The following is an 18,480-nucleotide window of genomic DNA, read 5'->3' on the forward strand; positions in this document are numbered from 1 at the left end:
TTACGGATTGACGACGCTGCGGCCGTCCTGGGGATTCTCGGTGGCACAGCCCGCCTGTAACCATGTCGACGCGCGCCCGTGCGGCCGGCGACCGGCTTCGAAAAATCTTTAGCTGCAAGAAGTTAGGCGCGTGCGCGTTCGCTGCGCAGGCTGTGCAGATCGACCGGGCGGTCGGGGATCGAGATCCGGAAGGTGGCGCCGATCGTGCCTTCCACCAGCTTGATCTCGCCGCCATGGGCCCGCACCAGCTCGGCCGCGATGGCGAGGCCGAGGCCCGAACCGCCGGCGCGAACCGAGCCGTGGAACGCCTCGAACAGGTGATCGCGCGCCTTCTGCGGCACACCGGGGCCGGTATCCGACACTTCGAGCACCGTCACCGAGCCTTCCCGGCGGCCGGTGATGCGGATCTGCTGCAGGTTGGCGTCGTTGCGCGGCTGGCCTTCCAGCGCCTGGGCGGCGTTGCGCACCAGATTGAGCAGCACGCGGAACAGCTGGTCCGGGTCGGCATCGATGGTCAGGCCGCGCTCGATCGCGCTGACCCAGGTGACCGACGCATCGTCGGCGAGGCCCGCGGTTTCGCGGACGTCGTTGACCAGCGGCTCGATCAGGATGCTGCGGCGGTCCGGCGCCGCTTCCTGGGCGCGGCCGTACGACAGCGTCGACTGGCAGAACGCGATCGCACGCTCCAGCGAGCGCACCAGTTTCGGCGCAAACCGCTGCACCCGCGGGTCAGGCACGCTGGAGAGCTGATCGGACAGGAGCTGCGACGACGCCAGCAGGTTGCGCAGATCGTGGTTGATCTTCGACACCGCCAAGCCGAGCGCAGCGAGACGACTCTTCTGATGCAGCATCGACACCAGGTCGCGCTGCATGTCCGATAACTCGCGCTCAGCAAGACCGATTTCGTCGCCGCGCGGGCCGGGCACCACGATCGAGGCCGGGCTTTCCGGATCGCGGCGGAAATTGACCATGTTGGCGGTCAGGCGCCGCATCGGCCGCACGAACAGGAAATGCAGCGCCAGATAGATCAGCGCCGTGGTCAGGCTGGTGATGGTCAGCGACACCAGCAGCAGATTGCTGGAGAACCGGTACATCGCGTTGCGCAGCGGCGCGGCGTCGATCACCACTTCGATGAATTCGGCATTGCCCTCGGCCGGGCCGACCACGCGGATCGTCGGGTTTCCGCTTTCCAGCATCACCACGAAGGAATCCAGGATCGCGCCCCACGGCGTGACGTTGCGCATGTCGACGACGTGGTCGATCTTGGTCGGCAGGTTCGAGCTGGCGAGCAGTCGGCGCTGCTGGCCCATCTTGATCGCCACCGCCCGCGCTTCGATCGAGTCGAGAATCTGCTGCGCGAGGGAATCGGGCACCCGCCCGGACGGCGACGCATCCAGCACCAGCGCCGCGGTGTTGGCGGCGGCGAGGCGGTCGTTCAGCCGGTTCAGCCGATAGTTGGCGATCGACGGCACGTAGATCAGGATTTCGGCGATCAGAACCAGCGGAATCGTCAACAGCAGCAGCTTGCCGGACAGCCCAATTTTAGGCTCCAGGCCGCGCCGCCACGCGTGCGTCTCCGGCTGTTTGTCCGCTGCCTGCACCGATTGTCGCCCTCGGCCCGCTCCTCACCGCCCTGTCGGGCCGGAATCGTGACAATATTTAATGTCAAGATGCTCCTTTGCCAGAAGCAGGTCAAATTACCGTTTCCTCATTCGTGAAGATGAGCGCGCGGTTTCGACACGTCCAAAGCAGTGCGGGGTGCAATTGACGAGAACAGGACGCTCCCGTATAAGCCGCGCCAACTGTCCGCGATGGCCCGGCTCTGCCCGGGGCGGTTCATTATTGGGCTGCATCCGGCTCATTCGTGAGCCGACATCTTCGGGCTTACCCACCACTTATGAATAACTGACCCGGCGACGGAGAACGACCCGTGAAGCGGACTTATCAACCCAGCAAACTGGTGCGCAAGCGCCGTCACGGCTTTCGTGCCCGTCTCGCCACCACCGGTGGCCGCAAGGTGCTGGCGGCGCGCCGCGCCCGCGGACGCAAGCGTCTGAGCGCCTGATCGGGCTTGCCCGGGACCTGTTGATGGAGCGGTTACGGCAGCGGGCGGATTTCATCGCCGTTGCCGGCGGGCTGCGGATCAACGGACCTGCCTTCGTGCTGCAGAGCCTGCGCCGCGAAGACCAGGGCCCGATCCGGGTTGGCTTTACCGTCACCAAGAAAATCGGCACCGCGACCGAACGCAATCGAATTCGACGCAGACTGCGCGAATTGGTGAAGCGGACGGATCGCGGTTTTCTGCTGCCGCACAGCGACTATGTGCTGGTCGGACGCCGTGCGGCGCTGAGCCGCGACTTTGCCGTCATGCTCGGCGATCTGCGCACCGCGCTCGAGCGGGTGGCGCGGCGCTCTCCCAAACCCGCGTGAGTGACGAGACCCGACGATGTCCGACAATCGCAACACCATCCTCGCCGTCGTTCTGTCGGGCCTCGTGCTGCTCGGCTGGCAATACTTCTTCAACATCCCGCAGATGGAAAAGCAGCGCGCCGCCCAGCAGGCGCAGCAGCAGGCCGCCAAGCAGCAGGCAGAAACCCAGACGCCGGGTGCCGCGCAGCCGAGCACGACGCCGGCTTCGCCCGGTGCGCCGGGCGCCGCTCCGGCCAGCCCGCAGCCGGCCGCCGCCCCGACCGTCAGCCGCGAAGCCGCACTCGCTGCCGGGCCGCGCATCAAGGTCGAAACGCCCCGTCTGTCCGGTTCGATCGCGCTGAAGGGCGCCCGGATCGATGATCTGTCGCTGACGCAATATCGCGAGACGGTCGATCCGAAGTCGCCGCCGATCGAGCTGTTCTCGCCGTCGGGCAGCGCCCGTCCGTATTATGCCGAGTTCGGCTGGGTCGGCGCCGCCGGCGCCAGCGTCAAGCTGCCGGACCACAACACGGTGTGGGAGCAGGAAGGCACCGGCGCCCTGACCCCGGCCACTCCGATCACGCTGAAATGGGACAACGGTGAGGGCCTCACCTTCCGCCGCCAGATCACCGTCGACGACCGTTTTCTGTTCACCGTCAAGGACGACGTCACCAACACCGGTGGCGCTCCGGTGACGCTGTATCCGTTCGCGCTGATCTCGCGCCACGGCACCCCGCATGTCGAAGGCTATTACATCCTGCACGAAGGCCTGATCGGCTATCTCGGCGACCAGGGCCTGCAGGAATACAGCTACAGCAAGATCGACGAAGCCAAGTCGGTCGGCTTCAAGGCGACCAACGGCTGGCTCGGCATCACCGACAAGTACTGGGCCTCGGCGCTGCTGCCCGACACCAGCGCTCAACTCCAGGCGCGGTTCTCGGCCAACAAGGTCGGCAACGTCACCACCTACCAGACCGACTATCTCGAAGACGCCCGCACCGTTCCGATCGGCGGCACCGTCACCGCGAACGCCCGGCTGTTCGCCGGCGCCAAAGAAGCGCGGGTGGTCGGCATCAACTTCCCGTTCGCCGGTCTTGGCGGCTACGACCGCCAGCTCGGACTGAACCACTTCGACCTGCTGATCGACTGGGGCTGGTTCTACTTCATCACCAAGCCGATGTTCCTGGCGCTGGACTTCTTCTTCCACCTGGTCGGGAATTTCGGCGTCGCCATTCTGCTGGTGACGGTGCTGGTCAAGCTGCTGTTCCTGCCGCTCGCCAACAAGTCCTACGCCTCGATGGCGAAGATGAAGGCGATCCAGCCGCAGCTTGCCGCGCTCAAGGAGCGCCACCCCGACGACAAGGTGAAGCAGCAGCAGGAAATGATGGAGATCTACCGCAAGGAGAAGATCAATCCGGTCGCCGGATGTCTTCCGATCCTGCTGCAGATCCCGGTGTTCTTCTCGCTGTACAAGGTGCTGTTCGTCACCATCGAAATGCGGCACGCGCCGTTCTTCGGCTGGATTCACGACCTGTCGGCCCCGGATCCGACCAACATCTTCAACCTGTTCGGCCTGATCCCCTACGATCCGACCGCGATCCCGGTGCTCGGTCACTATCCCGTGCTCGGCGCCTGGCCGCTGGTGATGGGCTTCACGATGTGGTTCCAGATGAAGCTGAACCCGCAGCCGCCGGATCCGACCCAGCAGATGATCTTCGCCTGGATGCCGGTGATCTTCACCTTCATGCTGGCGCACTTCCCGGCCGGTCTGGTGATCTACTGGGCCTGGAACAACACTCTGTCGGTGGCGCAGCAGGCCTTCATCATGCAGCGCAACGGCGTGAAGGTAGAGCTCTTGGACAATCTGAGATCGACCTTCAGCAAGAAAAAGAAGACGACCTGACCTTCACGTCATTCCGGGGCACCCGCCCCGGAATGACGACCCTGCCGGGCGCACATTTGCGCCGCTCCTGGACTCTCGCCGCATGACCGACGCCATCGATCCCGACTTGATCGAACGCGGCCGCAAGATGTTTGCCGGCGACTGGCATTTCATCTGGGCGTCGCCGTCGATCGAAACGCTGCCCCCGATGGGCAGTGTCGAGGTCGCCTTCGCGGGCCGCTCCAATGTCGGCAAGTCGAGCCTGATCAACGCGCTCACCGGCCGCAACGCACTGGCCCGAACCTCCCACACCCCGGGCCGGACTCAGGAGCTGATCTTCTTCGAAGGCCCGCCGAATGCCGGGCTGCGGCTGGTCGACATGCCGGGCTACGGCTACGCCGCCGCCTCGAAGGCCAAGGTCGCGTCCTGGACCTCGCTGATCCACCACTTCCTGCAGGGCCGCGCCACGCTGGCGCGGGTCTATGTGCTGATCGACGGCCGCCACGGGCTGAAGGACGTCGACCTCGACATCCTGAAGACGCTCGATAAGGCCGCGGTCAGCTACCAGATCGTGCTGACCAAGGCCGATCAGGTCAAAGCCGCCGAGCTTGCCGAGCGGGTGACCGCAACCCTCGCGGCGCTGGCGAAGCACCCTGCGGCGTTCCCGGAAGTGCTCACCACCTCCTCGCGCACCGGCGCCGGAATGCCGGAGCTGCGGGCGGCGATGATCCGCCTGCTCGACGAGCGGCGGTGATGAACGCCCTGCTCCGCCTGCCGATCGTGATCGCCGGGCTGTACGGCGCTGCCGGTGTCGCCCTGGCGGCGGCGAGCGCGCATCTGCCGGATGCCAGCCGGCTCGGTCCGGCCTCTTCGATGCTGCTGTTTCATGCCTGCGCGATTTCGGCGGCCGTGCTGCTGGTCGAGCGCGGCATCGCCCACCGGATTGCCGGGCTGGCGGCGACGTTCGGCTTTGTGCTCGGCACCGCGCTGTTCGCCGGAGCGCTGACGCTGCTGCAGTTCACCGGCCACGGCCTGTTTCCGATGGCGGCGCCGACTGGTGGCTCGGTGTTGATCGGAAGCTGGCTCCTGCTCGCGGTCGCCGCGCTGTGGCCACGACGCTAGCGCGAGCCCGGGCGGCGGATTCCGCCCCTAGGATCGGCCGCGCCGAAGTGCTAGCGATCTGTCCCGCCGCAACGGCCCCGGAATAGCTTCGTTCAGATCGTCCCTTCAGCTCGAAAGACCGCTTCATGACCGACGTGCCCGTCATCAGCCCGCTCGATCAGGCCCGGATTCTGTCCGAAGCGCTGCCGCACATGCAGCGCTACGACGAAGAAACCATCGTCATCAAATACGGCGGTCACGCCATGGGCGCCGAGGACACCGCCAAGGCATTCGCGCGCGACATCGTGCTGCTCGAGCAGACCGCGGTGAACCCGGTGGTGGTGCATGGCGGCGGCCCGCAGATCGCGCAGATGCTCAAGCGCCTCGGCATCAAGTCGGAATTCGCTGCGGGGCTGCGCATCACCGATGCCGCCACCATCGAGATCGTCGAGATGGTGCTGGCCGGCTCGATCAACAAGCAGCTCGTTGGCTACATCAACGAGGCGGGCGGCAAGGCCGTCGGCTTGTGCGGCAAGGACGGCAACATGGTGTCGGCCACCAAGGCCACGCGGACCATGGTCGATCCGGATTCGCGGATCGAAGAGGTGATCGACCTCGGTTTCGTCGGCGAGCCGGAAAAGGTCGACCTGACCCTGCTCAATCAGCTGATCGGCCACGAGTTGATCCCGGTGCTGGCGCCGCTTGCGACCTCCGCGTCGGGCCAGACCTTCAACGTCAACGCCGACACCTTTGCCGGTGCGGTTGCCGGTGCGCTGCGGGCCAAGCGCCTGCTGCTGCTGACCGACGTGCCGGGCGTGCTCGACCAGAACAAGAAGCTGATCCCCGAACTGTCGATCAAGGATGCCCGCAAGCTGATCGCGGACGGCACCATCTCGGGCGGCATGATCCCCAAGGTCGAGACCTGCATCTACGCACTCGAACAGGGCGTCGAAGGCGTCGTCATCCTCGACGGCAAGGTCCCGCACGCGGTGCTGCTCGAACTGTTCACCAACCAGGGCACCGGCACGCTGATCCACAAGTGATGCGGGGCGCGCGCTTTAATGGCGTTATGCCCGGCCACGCGTTCGAGCCTCATCCTGAGGAGCCCGACGCGCCCCGCAGGGCGGCGTGGGGCGTCTCGAAGGATGGCCGCGGGTCCGCATGGTTCGAGACGGCGCGCAGAGCGCGCCTCCTCACCATGAGGTCGTGCAGGTGGCAGGCGATCTTCGCGGCTGGCTTTTTCGCCTTGATTGGTAGCACGACCGCACACGCCGACCTCAAGCTCTGCAACCGCATGAGCTACGTGGTCGAGACGGCGATCGGAGTCGATTCCAACGGCACCACTGCGTCGCGCGGTTGGCTGCGGATCGATCCGGCGCAATGCCGGGTCGTGGTGCAAGGCGCGCTCAATGCCGACCGCATCATGCTGAATGCCCGCGCGCTGCCGGTGTACGGCGTGTCGCCGTTGCCGCAGAACGGCACTGACCGGCTATGCATCGCCGAGGACAATTTCGTCATCGCCGCCGCGCGGCAATGCCGCGGCGGCCAGACGCTCGCCGCCTTCACCGAGATCAAGCCGACCGACACCGAGGACGGCAACAAGATCGCGTATCTGGCGGAAGACTCCGGCTACGACGACGAACAGGCCAAGCTCGCCGCGATCCAGCGGCTGCTGGTGATCGCCGGCTACGACGCCTCGCCGATCGATGGCGTCGACGGCCCGAAGACACAGGCCGCGCTGTCCGCCTTCCTCAAGAGCCGCGGCCTAAAGCCCGAGATCGTCGATGCGCCGGATTTCTTCGACGTGATGATCAAGGCAGTGCAGCAGCCGTCCGGCAGCGGGCTGACCTGGTGCAACGACACCAAGTACAAGATCATGGCGGCAGTCGGCGAAGACGACGGCAAGACCATCACCAGCCGCGGCTGGTACGGCGTCGCGCCCGGCCAATGCCTGCGTCCCGACCTCAGCGCTCAGCCGAAGCGGGTGTTCAGCTTCGCCGAAGCGGTCGACGGCAGCGGCCGGCCGGTCACCATCAAGGGCCGAGCGCTGAACTGGGGCGGTGGCATGACGCTGTGCACGCGGGACAGCAAGTTCGAGATCGGCGAGCAAGGCGATTGCGCAGCGCGCGGCCTCGCCGCCACCGGCTTCGCGGCCGTCGATCTGAGTAGCGGTAAGACATTGAGGTTGTCCGCCCCATGATGCAGCTCGGCAAACGCGGCTTCGATCACGTCGAGACCTGGGTGTTCGATCTCGACAACACGCTGTACCCGCATCACCTCAACCTATGGCAGCAGGTCGATGCGCGGATTCGCGACTTCGTCGCCAACTGGCTGAAGGTTTCGCCGGAAGAGGCCTTCCGTATCCAGAAGGATTACTACAAGCGCCACGGCACCACGATGCGCGGGATGATGACCGAGCACGGCGTCCACGCCGACGACTACCTGGCTTACGTCCACGCCATCGACCATTCGCCGCTGCAGCCGAATCCGGCGATGGGCGATGCGATCGAGCGACTGCCGGGCCGCAAGCTGATCCTGACTAACGGCTCGACCTCCCATGCCGGCAAGGTGCTGGAGCGGCTCGGCATCGGCCATCATTTTGAGGCGGTGTTCGACATCATTGCGGCCGACCTCGAGCCGAAGCCGGCGCCGCAGACCTACCGCCGTTTTCTCGACCGCCATGGTGTCGACCCGGCCCGCGCCGCGATGTTCGAAGACCTCGCCCGCAACCTCACCGTGCCGCACCAGCTCGGCATGACCACCGTGCTGGTGGTGCCTGACGATAGCCAGGACGTGGTCCGCGAAGACTGGGAGCTCGAAGGCCGCGACGCCGCCCACGTCGATCACGTGACCGATGATTTGACCGGATTCCTGGGAAAGCTGAGTTCGCTGTAGGCCGGGGCGCCTCCACAGCCTCAATCGTCATCGCCGCCGGATGCAAGGCGGCCAGGTATTGCAGAGCGCTTGCGATCTTCCGTCCAATGCCCTGGGATACTGGATCGCCCGGACAAGCCGGGCGACGACGTGGAAGAGAGATGACGTGGCATCGCCACATCCCCCACCGTCATCGCCCGCGCAGGCGGGCGATCCAGTATTCCAGAGCGCCGGTCAGGGCGGACCGGCGATCTCCGGGTACAGATCATTCCAATCCGGATTGTGCTGTTCGATCAGTCTGACCTTCCAGTCGCGCGGCCATTTCTTCAACCGCTTCTCGCGCCGGATGGCATTCTCGACATCGTCGAACACTTCGAAATACACCAGCCGATCGACGCCGTAGCGCAGCGTGAAACCCTCGACCTCTTTGGATTTGTGCTCGGCTATGCGACGAACGAGGTCATTGGTGACGCCGACGTAGATCGTCCCGCCGATTCGACTGGCCAAGATGTAGACGTAAAACTGACGCAACATCGGAGACCTCCCAGACGGCCCGATGCTCTGGGATACTAGATCGCCCGGACAAGCCGGGCGATGGCTTGGGGGTCGCGGCGGCGCCTTGACTCCGACCCGGCGAATCCGGACAACACTCCGCAAAACTCTCCCTGAAATCAGCCTCCCAAGGACCCGTCGATGCCGCTCACCGCCCTGGAATCTACCATCAACGCCGCTTTCGACGCGCGCGACACCGTTACCGCGGCAACGCAGGGCGAGATTCGTCAGGCCGTCGAGGATGCGCTCGATCTGCTCGACCAGGGCAAGGTGCGGGTAGCGCAGCGCGAGGCCTCCGGCACCTGGACGGTCAATCAGTGGCTGAAGAAGGCAGTGCTGCTGTCGTTCCGGCTCAACGATATGGGCGTGATCGCCGGCGGCCCGGGCGGTGCAAACTGGTGGGACAAGGTGCCGTCGAAGTTCGAAGGCTGGGGTGAGAACCGCTTCCGCGAAGCCGGCTTCCGCGCCGTGCCGGGGGCGATCGTGCGCCGCTCCGCCTTTATCGCCAAGAACGCGGTACTGATGCCGTCCTTCGTCAATCTCGGCGCTTACGTCGATGAAAGCACCATGGTCGACACCTGGGCGACGGTCGGCTCCTGCGCCCAGATCGGCAAGCGCGTGCACATCTCCGGCGGCGCCGGCATTGGCGGCGTGCTCGAGCCGCTGCAGGCCGGCCCGGTGATTATCGAGGACGACTGCTTTATCGGCGCCCGTTCCGAAGTCGCCGAGGGCGTGATCGTGCGCAAGGGTGCGGTGCTGGCGATGGGGGTTTTCCTCGGTGCCTCGACCAAGATCGTCGACCGCGAGACCGGCGAAATCTTCGTCGGCGAAGTGCCGGAATATGCCGTGCTGGTGCCCGGTACCCTGCCCGGCAAGCCGATGAAGAACGGCGCCCCCGGCCCGGCCACCGCCTGTGCGGTGATCGTCAAGCGCGTCGACGAGCGCACCCGTTCCAAGACCTCGATCAACGAATTGCTGCGGGACTGAAACCTGTAGGAGGCGCGGATGGACTGGACCACGCTGTTCTTCAGCTTTCGAGGTCGGATCAATCGCGCCAAATACTGGCTGGTCGGACTGATCTACGTCGCCGCCTGGATGGTGTTCACCGTGCTGGCCATCGCCTGGCTCGGCGGCGTCGATCCCGAGCAGCTGTTCCGCTTCGCTGGCGGTGCGCTCCTGATCTGGTTGATCGCGATCGCGCTCGGCCTTGCCGGCACTTGGTCGGGCCTGGCCACCGGCATCAAACGGCTGCACGACCGCGACAAGAGCGGCTGGTGGATCCTGCTGTTCTGGTTCGGCCCGAGCCTGCTTGGCGGCTCCAACCAGACCATGGAAGACAGCCCCGTCAGCCTGGTGCTGGCACTGATCGGGCTCGGCATCGCGATCTGGGGCTTCGTCGAACTCGGCTGCCTGCGCGGCACCCGCGGTCCTAACCAATACGGCCCCGATCCTCTGGAGCCGCAAGGCACGCTGACCTGATGACCTCGACTCCGACTGCGCTTTCGATCGCCCAGAACCTGCTGCGCTGCCCCTCGGTAACTCCGGCGGACGCCGGCGCACTCGATGTTTTGGAGACGCTGCTCAAGGGCGCAGGCTTCGCCGTGCATCGCGTCACCTTCTCGGAGCCGGGCACCGCCGACATCGACAATCTGTATGCGCGGATCGGCGACGGCGCGCCGCATCTTTGCTTTGCCGGCCACACCGATGTGGTGCCGCCAGGTGAAGCCAGCGCCTGGACTCACGGCGCATTCACCGGCGACGTTGCGGACGGTCTGCTGTACGGCCGCGGTGCGGTCGACATGAAGGGCGGCATCGCCTGCGCGGTGGCGGCGACGCTGGACTATCTGGCGGCGACCGGCGGCAAGCCAAAGGGCTCGATCTCGTTCCTGATCACCGGCGACGAGGAAGACGTCGCCGTCAACGGCACCGTCAAGCTGCTGCAATGGGCCGCCGAGCGCGGCGAGCGATTCGATCACTGCATCGTCGGCGAGCCGAGCAATGTCGAGGCGATCGGCGATACCATCAAGATCGGCCGGCGCGGCTCGCAATCCGGCGTGCTGATCGTCGATGGCGTCCAGGGCCACGTCGCCTATCCGCATCGCGCCGCCAATCCGGTGCCGGATATCGCCAGGCTGATTACCGCGCTGAACGACGAGCCGCTCGATGCTGGCTCGGCGCAATTCCAGCCATCGAACCTGGAATTCACCTCTGTCGATGTCGGGAACACCGCCACTAACGTGATCCCGGCACAGGCGCGCGCCAAGTTCAACATCCGCTTCAACGATCACCACACCCAGGAGACGCTGAAGGCGCTGGTCGAACAGCGGCTGGCGGTCGCGTGCGGCAATCGCATCCGCGCCCGGATCGAGTGGCTGCCGTCGAATGCCGACGTGTTCGTCACCAAGCCCGGCGCCTTCACCGATCTGGTCGGCGCCGCGATCGCCGAAGTGACCGGCCGCACGCCCGATCTCAACACCGGCGGCGGCACCTCCGACGCGCGCTTCATCGCCAAATACTGCCCGGTGGTCGAATTCGGGCTGGTCGGCCAGACCATGCACCAGATCGACGAACGCACGCCGGTCAGCGACCTCGACAAGCTGACCGCCATCTACCGCGGCGTGCTGGAGAGATATTTCAAGTAACAACGACCTCTCTTTTGTCATTCCGGGGCGCGAGCACAGCTCGCGAACCCGGAATCCCGAGATTCAGGGCACCGTTACGTTCGCAACAACATCGGGATTCCGGGTTCGCGCTTTTCACGCGCGCCCCGGAATGACGACCATGTGGCTTAGTAATCCACCTGCATCAGATACAACCCCTCCGGCGGCGCAACCGGGCCGCAGGCAGCACGCTTCCGCGCAGCGAGCGCCGCGGCGAGGTCGTCTGCGGTCCAGCGGCCTTCGCCGACCCAGACCAGCGAACCGACCATCGAGCGGACCTGGCTGTGCAGGTAGGAGCGGGCATTGGTAACGATATCGACCGCATCGCCATTGCGGATCACGTCGAGCACGTCGAGCGTCTTCTCGGGCGACGCCGCCTGACACTCGGTGTCGCGGAAGGTGGTGAAGTCGTGCTTGCCGATCAGCACCTGCGCGGCGCGGTGCATCGCATCGGTATCGAGCGGCTTCGGCACTCGCCACAGTTTGCCGATGTCGAGCGCCAGGTTGGAGCGGCGGTTGGCGATGCGATAGCGATAGTGCCGCCGCACGGCCGAGAACCGCGCTTCGAATGTGTCCGGCACAATTTCGGCCGCCAGCACAGCAACCGGGTTGGGACGCAGATGGGCGTTCAGCGCGTCGCGGAGCTTGTCGGCTCGGAACGGCTTCGGAATATCGACATGCGCGACTTGCCCCAGCGCATGGACACCGGCATCGGTACGACCAGCGCCATGCACCCGCACGGCCTCGCCGCAGGTCGCCAGTGCCGCGGTTTCCAGCGCGCCCTGCACCGACGGCAGCGCCGGCTGCAACTGCCAGCCACAAAACGGCGCGCCGTCATATTCGATGGTGAGTTTGTAGCGGGGCATGCGACTCATCTTTTGGGCGCGGCGTGGCCCCGAATTCTGTCGTCATCGCCCGGCTTGACCGGGCGACCCAGTATTGCAGAGCGTCAGTAACAGATCGCGAATGCTCTAGGATACTGGGCCATCCGCTTTCGCGGGTGGTGACGGCCGAAGGTGGGGTGGCGCTCAGGCTCCGCCTCAGCCAACCACCCGCACACCCTTCGCGATCGGCGTGCCGCGCAGAAATTCTTCAGCGGTCATCGGCTGCTTGCCGGCGCGCTGCAGCTGCGACACTCGGATCGCGCCGTCAGCGCAAGCAATCGTGAGATCATCGCCGATCACTTCGCCCGGCGTGCCACGCCCCTCGGCGAGCGCGCAGCGTAGCACCTTGATCCGAACCGGCTGACCTTCGATCGGCAATTCGCACCACGCACCCGGAAACGGCGACAGGCCGTGGATGTGGCGCAGCACCGCGCGCGCCGACTTGGCGAAGTCGATCTTGGCTTCGGCTTTGTCGATCTTGGCCGCGTAAGTGACGCCGTCTTCGCCTTGTTTGGTGAGTTGCAGCCCGCCGCGCTCCAGCGCCGCGATCGCCCGCACCATCAGATCGGCACCGAGCCGGGCGAGCTGATCGTGCACGTCGGTGACCGTCATGGCGTCGGTAATGGCGATCCGCTCGGCCATCGCGACATCGCCGGTGTCTAGCCCGGCGTCCATTTTCATCACCATCACGCCGGTCTCGGCGTCGCCGGCCATGATGGCACGATTGAGCGGTGCGGCGCCGCGCCAGCGCGGCAGCAGCGAACCGTGCAAGTTGTAGCAACCGAGCTCGGGCGCATCGAGAATCGCCTGAGGCAGGATCATGCCATAAGCGACGACGACGGCCGCATCCGCCTCGTGGGCGCGGAAGTTCGCCAGCGCCTCATCGGTGCGCAGCGTCTTGGGCGTCAGCACGGGCGCCTGCAGCCGATGCGCGGCGAGCGCCACCGGCGTCTCCTGCAGCTTCATGCCCCGACCGGCCGGCTTCGGCTCGCGCGTATAAACCGCAGCGATGTCGTGGCCATGGGCCGCCAGCGCCAGCAGCGTCGGTACCGCGAACTCGGGCGTTCCCATGAAGACGAGGCGAAGCGGCATAGCGTCAGAGTCCCGGACAGGTCTGGGCGACGGAGGGCCGAGCGTCTGCACGCGCCGGCCGATCACCTGCGCGAGCGCTCAGACGTATTTGATGCCGCGCTTGGCAGCCTTCTCGAACTTGCGGATCACCATCGCTCGCTTCAGCTTCGACAGGTGATCGACGAACAGCACACCGTTGAGATGGTCGATCTCGTGCTGGATGCAGGTCGCGAACAGACCGTCGGCGTCCTCTTCCTTCACGTTACCGTCGAGGTCGGTGTAGCGGATCCGGACCGTCTTCGGCCGTTCGACCTCGGCGTAGTATTCCGGGATCGACAGGCAGCCCTCCTCGTAGACGTTCATGTCCGACGAGGCGCCGATGATCTCCGGATTGATGAAGGCGCGCGGATCGCTTTTGCCGTCGCCTTCCTTGCGGACGATATCCATCGTGATCAGCCGCACCGGCTCGGCGATCTGGATCGCCGCCAGCCCGATTCCGGGGGCCTCGTACATGCTCTCGAACATGTCGTCGGCGAGCTTGCGGATCTCGGTCGTCACCTCGGTGACGGGCTTGGAGATCTCGCGCAGCCGTTTGTCGGGCAGAATGATGATTTCGCGTAGGGCCATGGCGGCGATTTAAGCGGCGCCGACGTTGCGGTCAATCCGGGACCGACCGGAGCTTCTGCCACTTTCGGCGCGACCTGCCTTAAAGGTCTGTTCAGCGTCATGTTCTATCTTCGTTCTTGATGGCTGTGCAATCTGCTACACCGGCGGCGATGGACCAGATTCTGTTCAGGCTCGGCGAAGTGCCGGTCAGCCTCGGCATGGCCGCCGTAGCTTTCGCCGCGCTCGCGCTGGCCCTGCTCGCGATCATCGCCGTCCTTGTGGCCCGCGGCAGCGCCGCGCGGCGGACCGCGGAGATCGACCAACGGCTGGCGGTGTTGATGCGGGCCCAGCACGAGGCCAACGGCCGGGTCGATGCAATGGGCCGGGCGCTTGCCGGCCGTCAGGCCGAGATGGCGCGGGCGATGAGCGAACGGCTCGACAGCGTCACCCACCGGTTCGGCCAGTCGCTGACCCAATCGACCCGCTACACCATGCAGAGCCTGCAAGCGCTGCACGAGCGGCTCGGCATCATCGACCGCGCCCATGACAACCTCACCGAACTGACCGACCAGGTGACGACCCTGCGCGACGTGCTCGCCAACAAGCAGGCACGCGGCGCGTTCGGCCAGGCGCGGATGGAAACGATCGTGCAAGATGGGCTGCCGAAGGGCTCGTTCGCGTTCCAATACACGCTGTCGACCGGCAAGCGGCCGGACTGCGTGGTGCTGCTGCCGGATCAGCGGCCACTGTGCATCGACGCCAAGTTTCCGCTGGAAGCGGTGACGGCGCTACGCGAGGCGACCACCGAAGAAGCCAAGAAGGCCGCCGCGCAGCGGCTGCGCACCGACGTGATGCGCCATGTCGACGACATCGCGTCCAAATACCTGATCCCGGGCGAGACCCAGGACACCGCGTTGATGTTCGTGCCGTCGGAGTCGGTCTATGCGGAGATCCACGACGGTTTCGACGACGTGATCCAGAAGGCCTACCGAGCCCGCGTCGTGCTGGTGTCGCCGTCGCTGCTGATGCTGGCGATCCAGGTGATGCAGCAGATCCTCAAAGACGCACGGATGCGCGACGCCGCCGACCAGATACGCACCGAGGTGCTCAGCCTCGGCGACGATCTGGCGCGCTTGCGCGAGCGCGTCACCAAGCTGCAGACCCATTTCGGTCAAGTCACCGACGACGTCCGCCAGATCCTGATCTCCGCCGACAAGATCGAGCGCCGCGCCGCTCGGATCGAGGAGCTCGACTTCAGCGACTCGGCCGCCGCCCCTTCAGCGGCTCCCACACCCGAAGCGCCCCTTGCCCCGGACCGCGCCGATCTGTTCGCCTCGCGCGCCTTCAAGATTGACGAAGTCGCGCCGAGCTGAGGCAGCGCCACGCAACCCGCCGTCATCGCCCGCAAAAGCGGGCGCCCCAGTATCCCAGAGCCTTCGTGGCTCAGCGGCGACATGGTCCAGCATGGCCTCGTGCTTCAGACAAATCACGGTGAGTACTGGTTCGCCCGGACAAGCCGGGCGATGACGGACTTTGATGCCCGGCTTCCGTCGAATCTGCTACCAACCACACATGAATGCTCCCGATCCCGCGTCGAATCCCGAGGCGCCGTCGCAAGTAGCCGTCACCAAGCCGAGCTGGCGCGAGGCGATGGCGGTGTATTTGCAGCCGCGAGTGTTGGTGGTGCTGTTTCTCGGCTTCTCCTCCGGCCTGCCGTTGGCGCTGTCCGGTTCGACGCTGCTGGTGTGGATGCGCGAATCCGGCGTCGATCTCGGCACTATCGGGCTGTTCGCGCTGGTCGGCACACCCTACACGCTGAAATTCATCTGGGCTCCGCTGGTCGACGCGCTGCACGTGCCGCTGCTCACCCGGACGTTCGGCCGGCGCCGCGGCTGGCTGGTGTTCGCCCAGCTGTTGCTGATCGCCGCCATCCTGGTGCTGGCATTCGCGGACCCGGCGAAGTCGCCGCTCTACGTCGCGATCGGTGCGCTGCTGGTTGCCACCACCTCGGCCACCCAGGACATCGTGGTCGATGCCTTCAGGGTGGAAAGCCTGCCGGAACAAGAACAGGCCGCCGGCATGGCCGCCTATGTGGCGGCGTATCGCATCGGCATGCTGGTCTCGACCGCCGGCGCGCTGTTCCTGGTCAGCGCCTACGAATCCACCGGGCGGACCCGGCTGGAGTCCTGGATGTGGGGCTATGTGACGATGGCCGCGATGGTGCTGATCGGCACCGTCACAGCGCTGCTCGCCACCGAGCCGGAGCAATCGGCGCGGGCCGAAGCTGCAACCAGCGGCGAGAGCGCGTTCCGCCGCGTCACCCAGGCGGCGATCGGCGCATTCTCCGAATTCCTCGGCCGCAAGGATGCATTCGCGGCACTGGCTTTCGTGGTGCTGTTCAAATTCACCGACGCGTTCTCCGGCACCATGACGGCGCCGTTCGTGATCGACCTCGGCTTCACCCGCAACGACTATGCGGCGATCGTCAAAGGCGTCGGACTCGCCGCAACGCTGATCGGCGGCTTTGCCGGCGGCTTCGTGGCGCGGCGTTATTCACTCGCCGCCAGCCTGTGGATCGGCGGCCTGCTGCAGGCTGTCGCCAACCTGTCGTTCTCGTGGCTCGCCGTGGTCGGTGTCGATCAATGGGCGCTGGCGCTGGCGATCAGCGCCGAGAACTTCACCAGCGCGATCGGCACGGTGATCTTCGTCGCGTATCTGTCGGCGCTGTGCAAGAACCCGCTGCACACCGCCACCCAATACGCCCTGCTGACCGCGCTCGCTGCGGTCGGGCGGACCTATCTGTCGTCGGGGGCCGGCTATGTGGCCAAGGCCACCGGGTGGCCGGCGTTCTTTGCGATCTGTGTCGCGGTCGCGATCCCGAGCCTGTTGCTGCTGGCGTGGCTGCAGCGCCGCGGCCATTTCGCGGCGCTCGGACCGGTGAAGGTCTGACGGATCGTCCCGCCGATTACTTCAGCAGGCTCCACTTGGTCACCACGGCTTCGCTCATCTGACCGGGCTCGTTGGCGCAACTGACCGACTCGATCTTCAGCGCAACCTGCTTGCCGCGGTGCGTCTTCAGTTGCGACGCCTGGGCATCGTCGGCCGGCACGATCTGGAAGGTCTCCGGCCCGTTCTCGAGATTGCACAGGCCTGCCGGCGCCGGCAGCCGGCGCGGCTCGCTGACGAGCTGATACACCGGACCGTTCTTGCCCTTGGCCCGGGTCTTCAGCGCATTGAGCTCACCGCTGAGCACATCGCCGACGCGAAGCGCGGTCGGCTTCGGCAGCGCCGCCTGCGTCCCGCCCTGCTGCGCATCTTGCGCGGACACCCCGGAGGCAACGAGCGTCAGGGCGAGCGCGGCAATCGTCGGGAGCGTGAAGCGTGGCTGAGTCATCAGGTCCAATCCGGTTGGGTCAGAACAAAGTGCGCTGTCGCATCGCCGCCGACAGCGTTCCTTCGTCGAGATAGTCGAGTTCGCCACCGACCGGCACGCCGTGGGCGAGCCGGGTCACCTTAACGTTGGCGTCCTGCAAGAGGTCGGTGACGTAATGTGCGGTGGTCTGGCCATCGACGGTGGCGTTGAGCGCCAGAATGATCTCGGCGACGCCGGGATCATGCGCACGCTTCACCAACGCATCGATCGTCAGATCCTCGGGGCCGACGCCGTCGAGCGGCGAGAGCGTGGCCCCCAGAACGTGGTACCGGCCGTTTGTGGCAGAGGCGCGTTCGAGCGCCCACAAATCCGCAACGTCGGCCACCACCACGATGATCGAGGAATCGCGGCGGGGATCGGTGCAAACCGTGCACGGGTTCTGCGAGTCGATGTTGCCGCAGGTGCTGCAGACTTCGATCTTGTCGATCGCGACCTGCAAGGCCGAGGCGAGCGGCGCCATCAGCGCGTCGCGCTTCTTGATCAGATGCAGCGCGGCGCGCCGCGCCGAGCGCGGTCCCAATCCGGGCAGCCGCGCCAGCAACTGGATCAGACGTTCGATCTCGGGGCCTGCGGCACCGGCCATCGGGACTCCGTCTCCGTGGGTTGATAAGACGCGACGACGCAACGCTTCGCCACTCTCATTGCCGAGACGGGCGTCTAAGGCGCGAATCGAAAGGCGAGAAAGACTAGCCCAGGCCGAGCCCGGGCGGCAGGCCGAGGCCGCCGGTCAGCGCCTGCATCTTCTCCTGCATCGCGGCTTCCGCCTTGCGATGGGCGTCGCCATGCGCCGCCACCAGCAGATCTTCGAGCACTTCGCGCTCGTCGGGCTTGATCAGCGACGGATCGATCGAGATGCCACGTACCTCCATCTTGGCGCTCATCCGTACCTTGACGAGGCCGCCGCCCGACAGGCCCTCGACCTCGATCTGGTCGAGCTCGGCCTGCATCGCCTTCATCTTCGACTGCAGCTGGGCAGCCTGTTTCATCATGCCGAGAAAGTCAGCCATG

The 18,480-nt window shown here is 65.9% G+C and carries 21 protein-coding genes; 13 read left to right on the forward strand and 8 right to left on the reverse strand.

Features of this window, described 5'->3' with window-relative positions:
* Positions 1-122 precede the first annotated feature (122 nt).
* Complete coding sequence (locus tag DY467_RS03435; RefSeq protein WP_164571401.1) at positions 123-1,601, reverse strand: ATP-binding protein; 1,479 nt, start codon at positions 1,599-1,601, stop codon at positions 123-125.
* A gap of 329 nt (positions 1,602-1,930) precedes the next feature.
* Between DY467_RS03435 and rpmH the strand changes: the two genes are divergently transcribed.
* The 8 genes from rpmH (at position 1,931) to DY467_RS03475 (ending at position 8,287) form a co-directional block, all read left to right on the forward strand.
* Positions 1,931-2,065: a 50S ribosomal protein L34 gene (rpmH, locus tag DY467_RS03440; protein ID WP_006609582.1), complete on the forward strand. Its 135-nt coding sequence runs from the start codon at positions 1,931-1,933 to the stop codon at positions 2,063-2,065.
* A 23-nt stretch (positions 2,066-2,088) separates the two neighbouring features.
* Complete coding sequence (gene rnpA / locus DY467_RS03445; protein WP_011156201.1) at positions 2,089-2,430, forward strand: ribonuclease P protein component; 342 nt, start codon at positions 2,089-2,091, stop codon at positions 2,428-2,430.
* A gap of 16 nt (positions 2,431-2,446) precedes the next feature.
* The gene (yidC, locus tag DY467_RS03450; protein WP_164634043.1) at positions 2,447-4,312 is read left to right on the forward strand and encodes a membrane protein insertase YidC; all 1,866 of its coding nucleotides are present in this window, start codon (positions 2,447-2,449) and stop codon (positions 4,310-4,312) included.
* An 82-nt stretch (positions 4,313-4,394) separates the two neighbouring features.
* Positions 4,395-5,045, forward strand: a complete 651-nt coding sequence (gene yihA / locus DY467_RS03455; protein WP_107342828.1) for a ribosome biogenesis GTP-binding protein YihA/YsxC — start codon at positions 4,395-4,397, stop codon at positions 5,043-5,045.
* Positions 5,045-5,413 carry a DUF423 domain-containing protein gene (locus DY467_RS03460; RefSeq protein WP_107354125.1) on the forward strand — a complete coding sequence of 123 codons (369 nt, stop codon included), beginning with the start codon at positions 5,045-5,047 and terminating at the stop codon, positions 5,411-5,413. Before yihA ends, DY467_RS03460 begins: the two co-directional genes overlap by 1 nt.
* Before the next feature lie 125 nt (positions 5,414-5,538).
* Positions 5,539-6,435 (forward strand): acetylglutamate kinase, encoded by an 897-nt coding sequence (argB, locus tag DY467_RS03465; protein ID WP_107342826.1) that lies wholly within the window; start codon positions 5,539-5,541, stop codon positions 6,433-6,435.
* 155 nt (positions 6,436-6,590) lie between these two features.
* Positions 6,591-7,592 (forward strand): DUF1036 domain-containing protein, encoded by a 1,002-nt coding sequence (locus DY467_RS03470; protein ID WP_246701443.1) that lies wholly within the window; start codon positions 6,591-6,593, stop codon positions 7,590-7,592.
* The gene (locus DY467_RS03475) at positions 7,589-8,287 is read left to right on the forward strand and encodes a pyrimidine 5'-nucleotidase (RefSeq protein WP_164634045.1); all 699 of its coding nucleotides are present in this window, start codon (positions 7,589-7,591) and stop codon (positions 8,285-8,287) included. Before DY467_RS03470 ends, DY467_RS03475 begins: the two co-directional genes overlap by 4 nt.
* Positions 8,288-8,500: 213 nt before the next feature.
* Here DY467_RS03475 and DY467_RS03480 read toward each other — a convergent pair whose 3' ends face one another.
* Complete coding sequence (locus tag DY467_RS03480) at positions 8,501-8,800, reverse strand: GIY-YIG nuclease family protein (protein ID WP_164634046.1); 300 nt, start codon at positions 8,798-8,800, stop codon at positions 8,501-8,503.
* A 159-nt stretch (positions 8,801-8,959) separates the two neighbouring features.
* Between DY467_RS03480 and dapD the strand changes: the two genes are divergently transcribed.
* From dapD to dapE, 3 genes are read left to right on the forward strand one after another with little or no spacing between them, the layout of a single operon-like run.
* Positions 8,960-9,805 carry a 2,3,4,5-tetrahydropyridine-2,6-dicarboxylate N-succinyltransferase gene (gene dapD, locus DY467_RS03485; protein WP_164634047.1) on the forward strand — a complete coding sequence of 282 codons (846 nt, stop codon included), beginning with the start codon at positions 8,960-8,962 and terminating at the stop codon, positions 9,803-9,805.
* Positions 9,806-9,823: 18 nt separating this feature from the next.
* Positions 9,824-10,297 carry a DUF805 domain-containing protein gene (locus tag DY467_RS03490; RefSeq protein ID WP_107354121.1) on the forward strand — a complete coding sequence of 158 codons (474 nt, stop codon included), beginning with the start codon at positions 9,824-9,826 and terminating at the stop codon, positions 10,295-10,297.
* Positions 10,297-11,460: a succinyl-diaminopimelate desuccinylase gene (gene dapE, locus DY467_RS03495; protein ID WP_164634048.1), complete on the forward strand. Its 1,164-nt coding sequence runs from the start codon at positions 10,297-10,299 to the stop codon at positions 11,458-11,460. Before DY467_RS03490 ends, dapE begins: the two co-directional genes overlap by 1 nt.
* Before the next feature lie 146 nt (positions 11,461-11,606).
* Here dapE and truA read toward each other — a convergent pair whose 3' ends face one another.
* The 3 genes from truA to def form a co-directional block, all read right to left on the reverse strand.
* Entirely contained in the window at positions 11,607-12,344 is a 738-nt protein-coding gene (gene truA, locus DY467_RS03500; protein WP_164634049.1) for a tRNA pseudouridine(38-40) synthase TruA, read from the reverse strand.
* 174 nt (positions 12,345-12,518) lie between these two features.
* On the reverse strand, positions 12,519-13,454 hold the full coding sequence (fmt, locus tag DY467_RS03505) for a methionyl-tRNA formyltransferase (protein WP_164634050.1): 936 nt from the start codon (positions 13,452-13,454) through the stop codon (positions 12,519-12,521).
* Between the two features lie 78 nt (positions 13,455-13,532).
* Positions 13,533-14,060 (reverse strand): peptide deformylase, encoded by a 528-nt coding sequence (def, locus tag DY467_RS03510; protein WP_107342818.1) that lies wholly within the window; start codon positions 14,058-14,060, stop codon positions 13,533-13,535.
* Between the two features lie 149 nt (positions 14,061-14,209).
* Here def and DY467_RS03515 point away from each other — a divergent pair, with 149 nt between their 5' ends.
* Together DY467_RS03515 and DY467_RS03520 are read left to right on the forward strand one after the other, a co-directional pair.
* The gene (locus DY467_RS03515) at positions 14,210-15,412 is read left to right on the forward strand and encodes a DNA recombination protein RmuC (protein WP_164634051.1); all 1,203 of its coding nucleotides are present in this window, start codon (positions 14,210-14,212) and stop codon (positions 15,410-15,412) included.
* Positions 15,413-15,611: 199 nt separating this feature from the next.
* Entirely contained in the window at positions 15,612-16,988 is a 1,377-nt protein-coding gene (locus tag DY467_RS03520) for an AmpG family muropeptide MFS transporter (RefSeq protein WP_164634052.1), read from the forward strand.
* 16 nt (positions 16,989-17,004) lie between these two features.
* On the opposite strand, the gene DY467_RS03525 is transcribed toward DY467_RS03520, so the two are convergent.
* The 3 genes from DY467_RS03525 to DY467_RS03535 all read right to left on the reverse strand — a co-directional run bounded on the left by DY467_RS03525 (position 17,005) and on the right by DY467_RS03535 (position 18,479).
* The gene (locus DY467_RS03525) at positions 17,005-17,433 is read right to left on the reverse strand and encodes a hypothetical protein (RefSeq protein WP_164634053.1); all 429 of its coding nucleotides are present in this window, start codon (positions 17,431-17,433) and stop codon (positions 17,005-17,007) included.
* Positions 17,434-17,452: 19 nt separating this feature from the next.
* A complete protein-coding gene (recR, locus tag DY467_RS03530; protein ID WP_011156185.1) occupies positions 17,453-18,055 on the reverse strand; it encodes a recombination mediator RecR in 603 nt (200 codons plus the stop codon).
* A 103-nt stretch (positions 18,056-18,158) separates the two neighbouring features.
* Positions 18,159-18,479, reverse strand: a complete 321-nt coding sequence (locus DY467_RS03535; RefSeq protein WP_164634054.1) for a YbaB/EbfC family nucleoid-associated protein — start codon at positions 18,477-18,479, stop codon at positions 18,159-18,161.
* Position 18,480: the final 1 nt, after the last annotated feature.

Origin of the sequence: Rhodopseudomonas sp. BR0G17 (assembly GCF_010907025.1) — a bacterium.
Classification (GTDB): domain Bacteria; phylum Pseudomonadota; class Alphaproteobacteria; order Rhizobiales; family Xanthobacteraceae; genus Rhodopseudomonas; species Rhodopseudomonas palustris_H.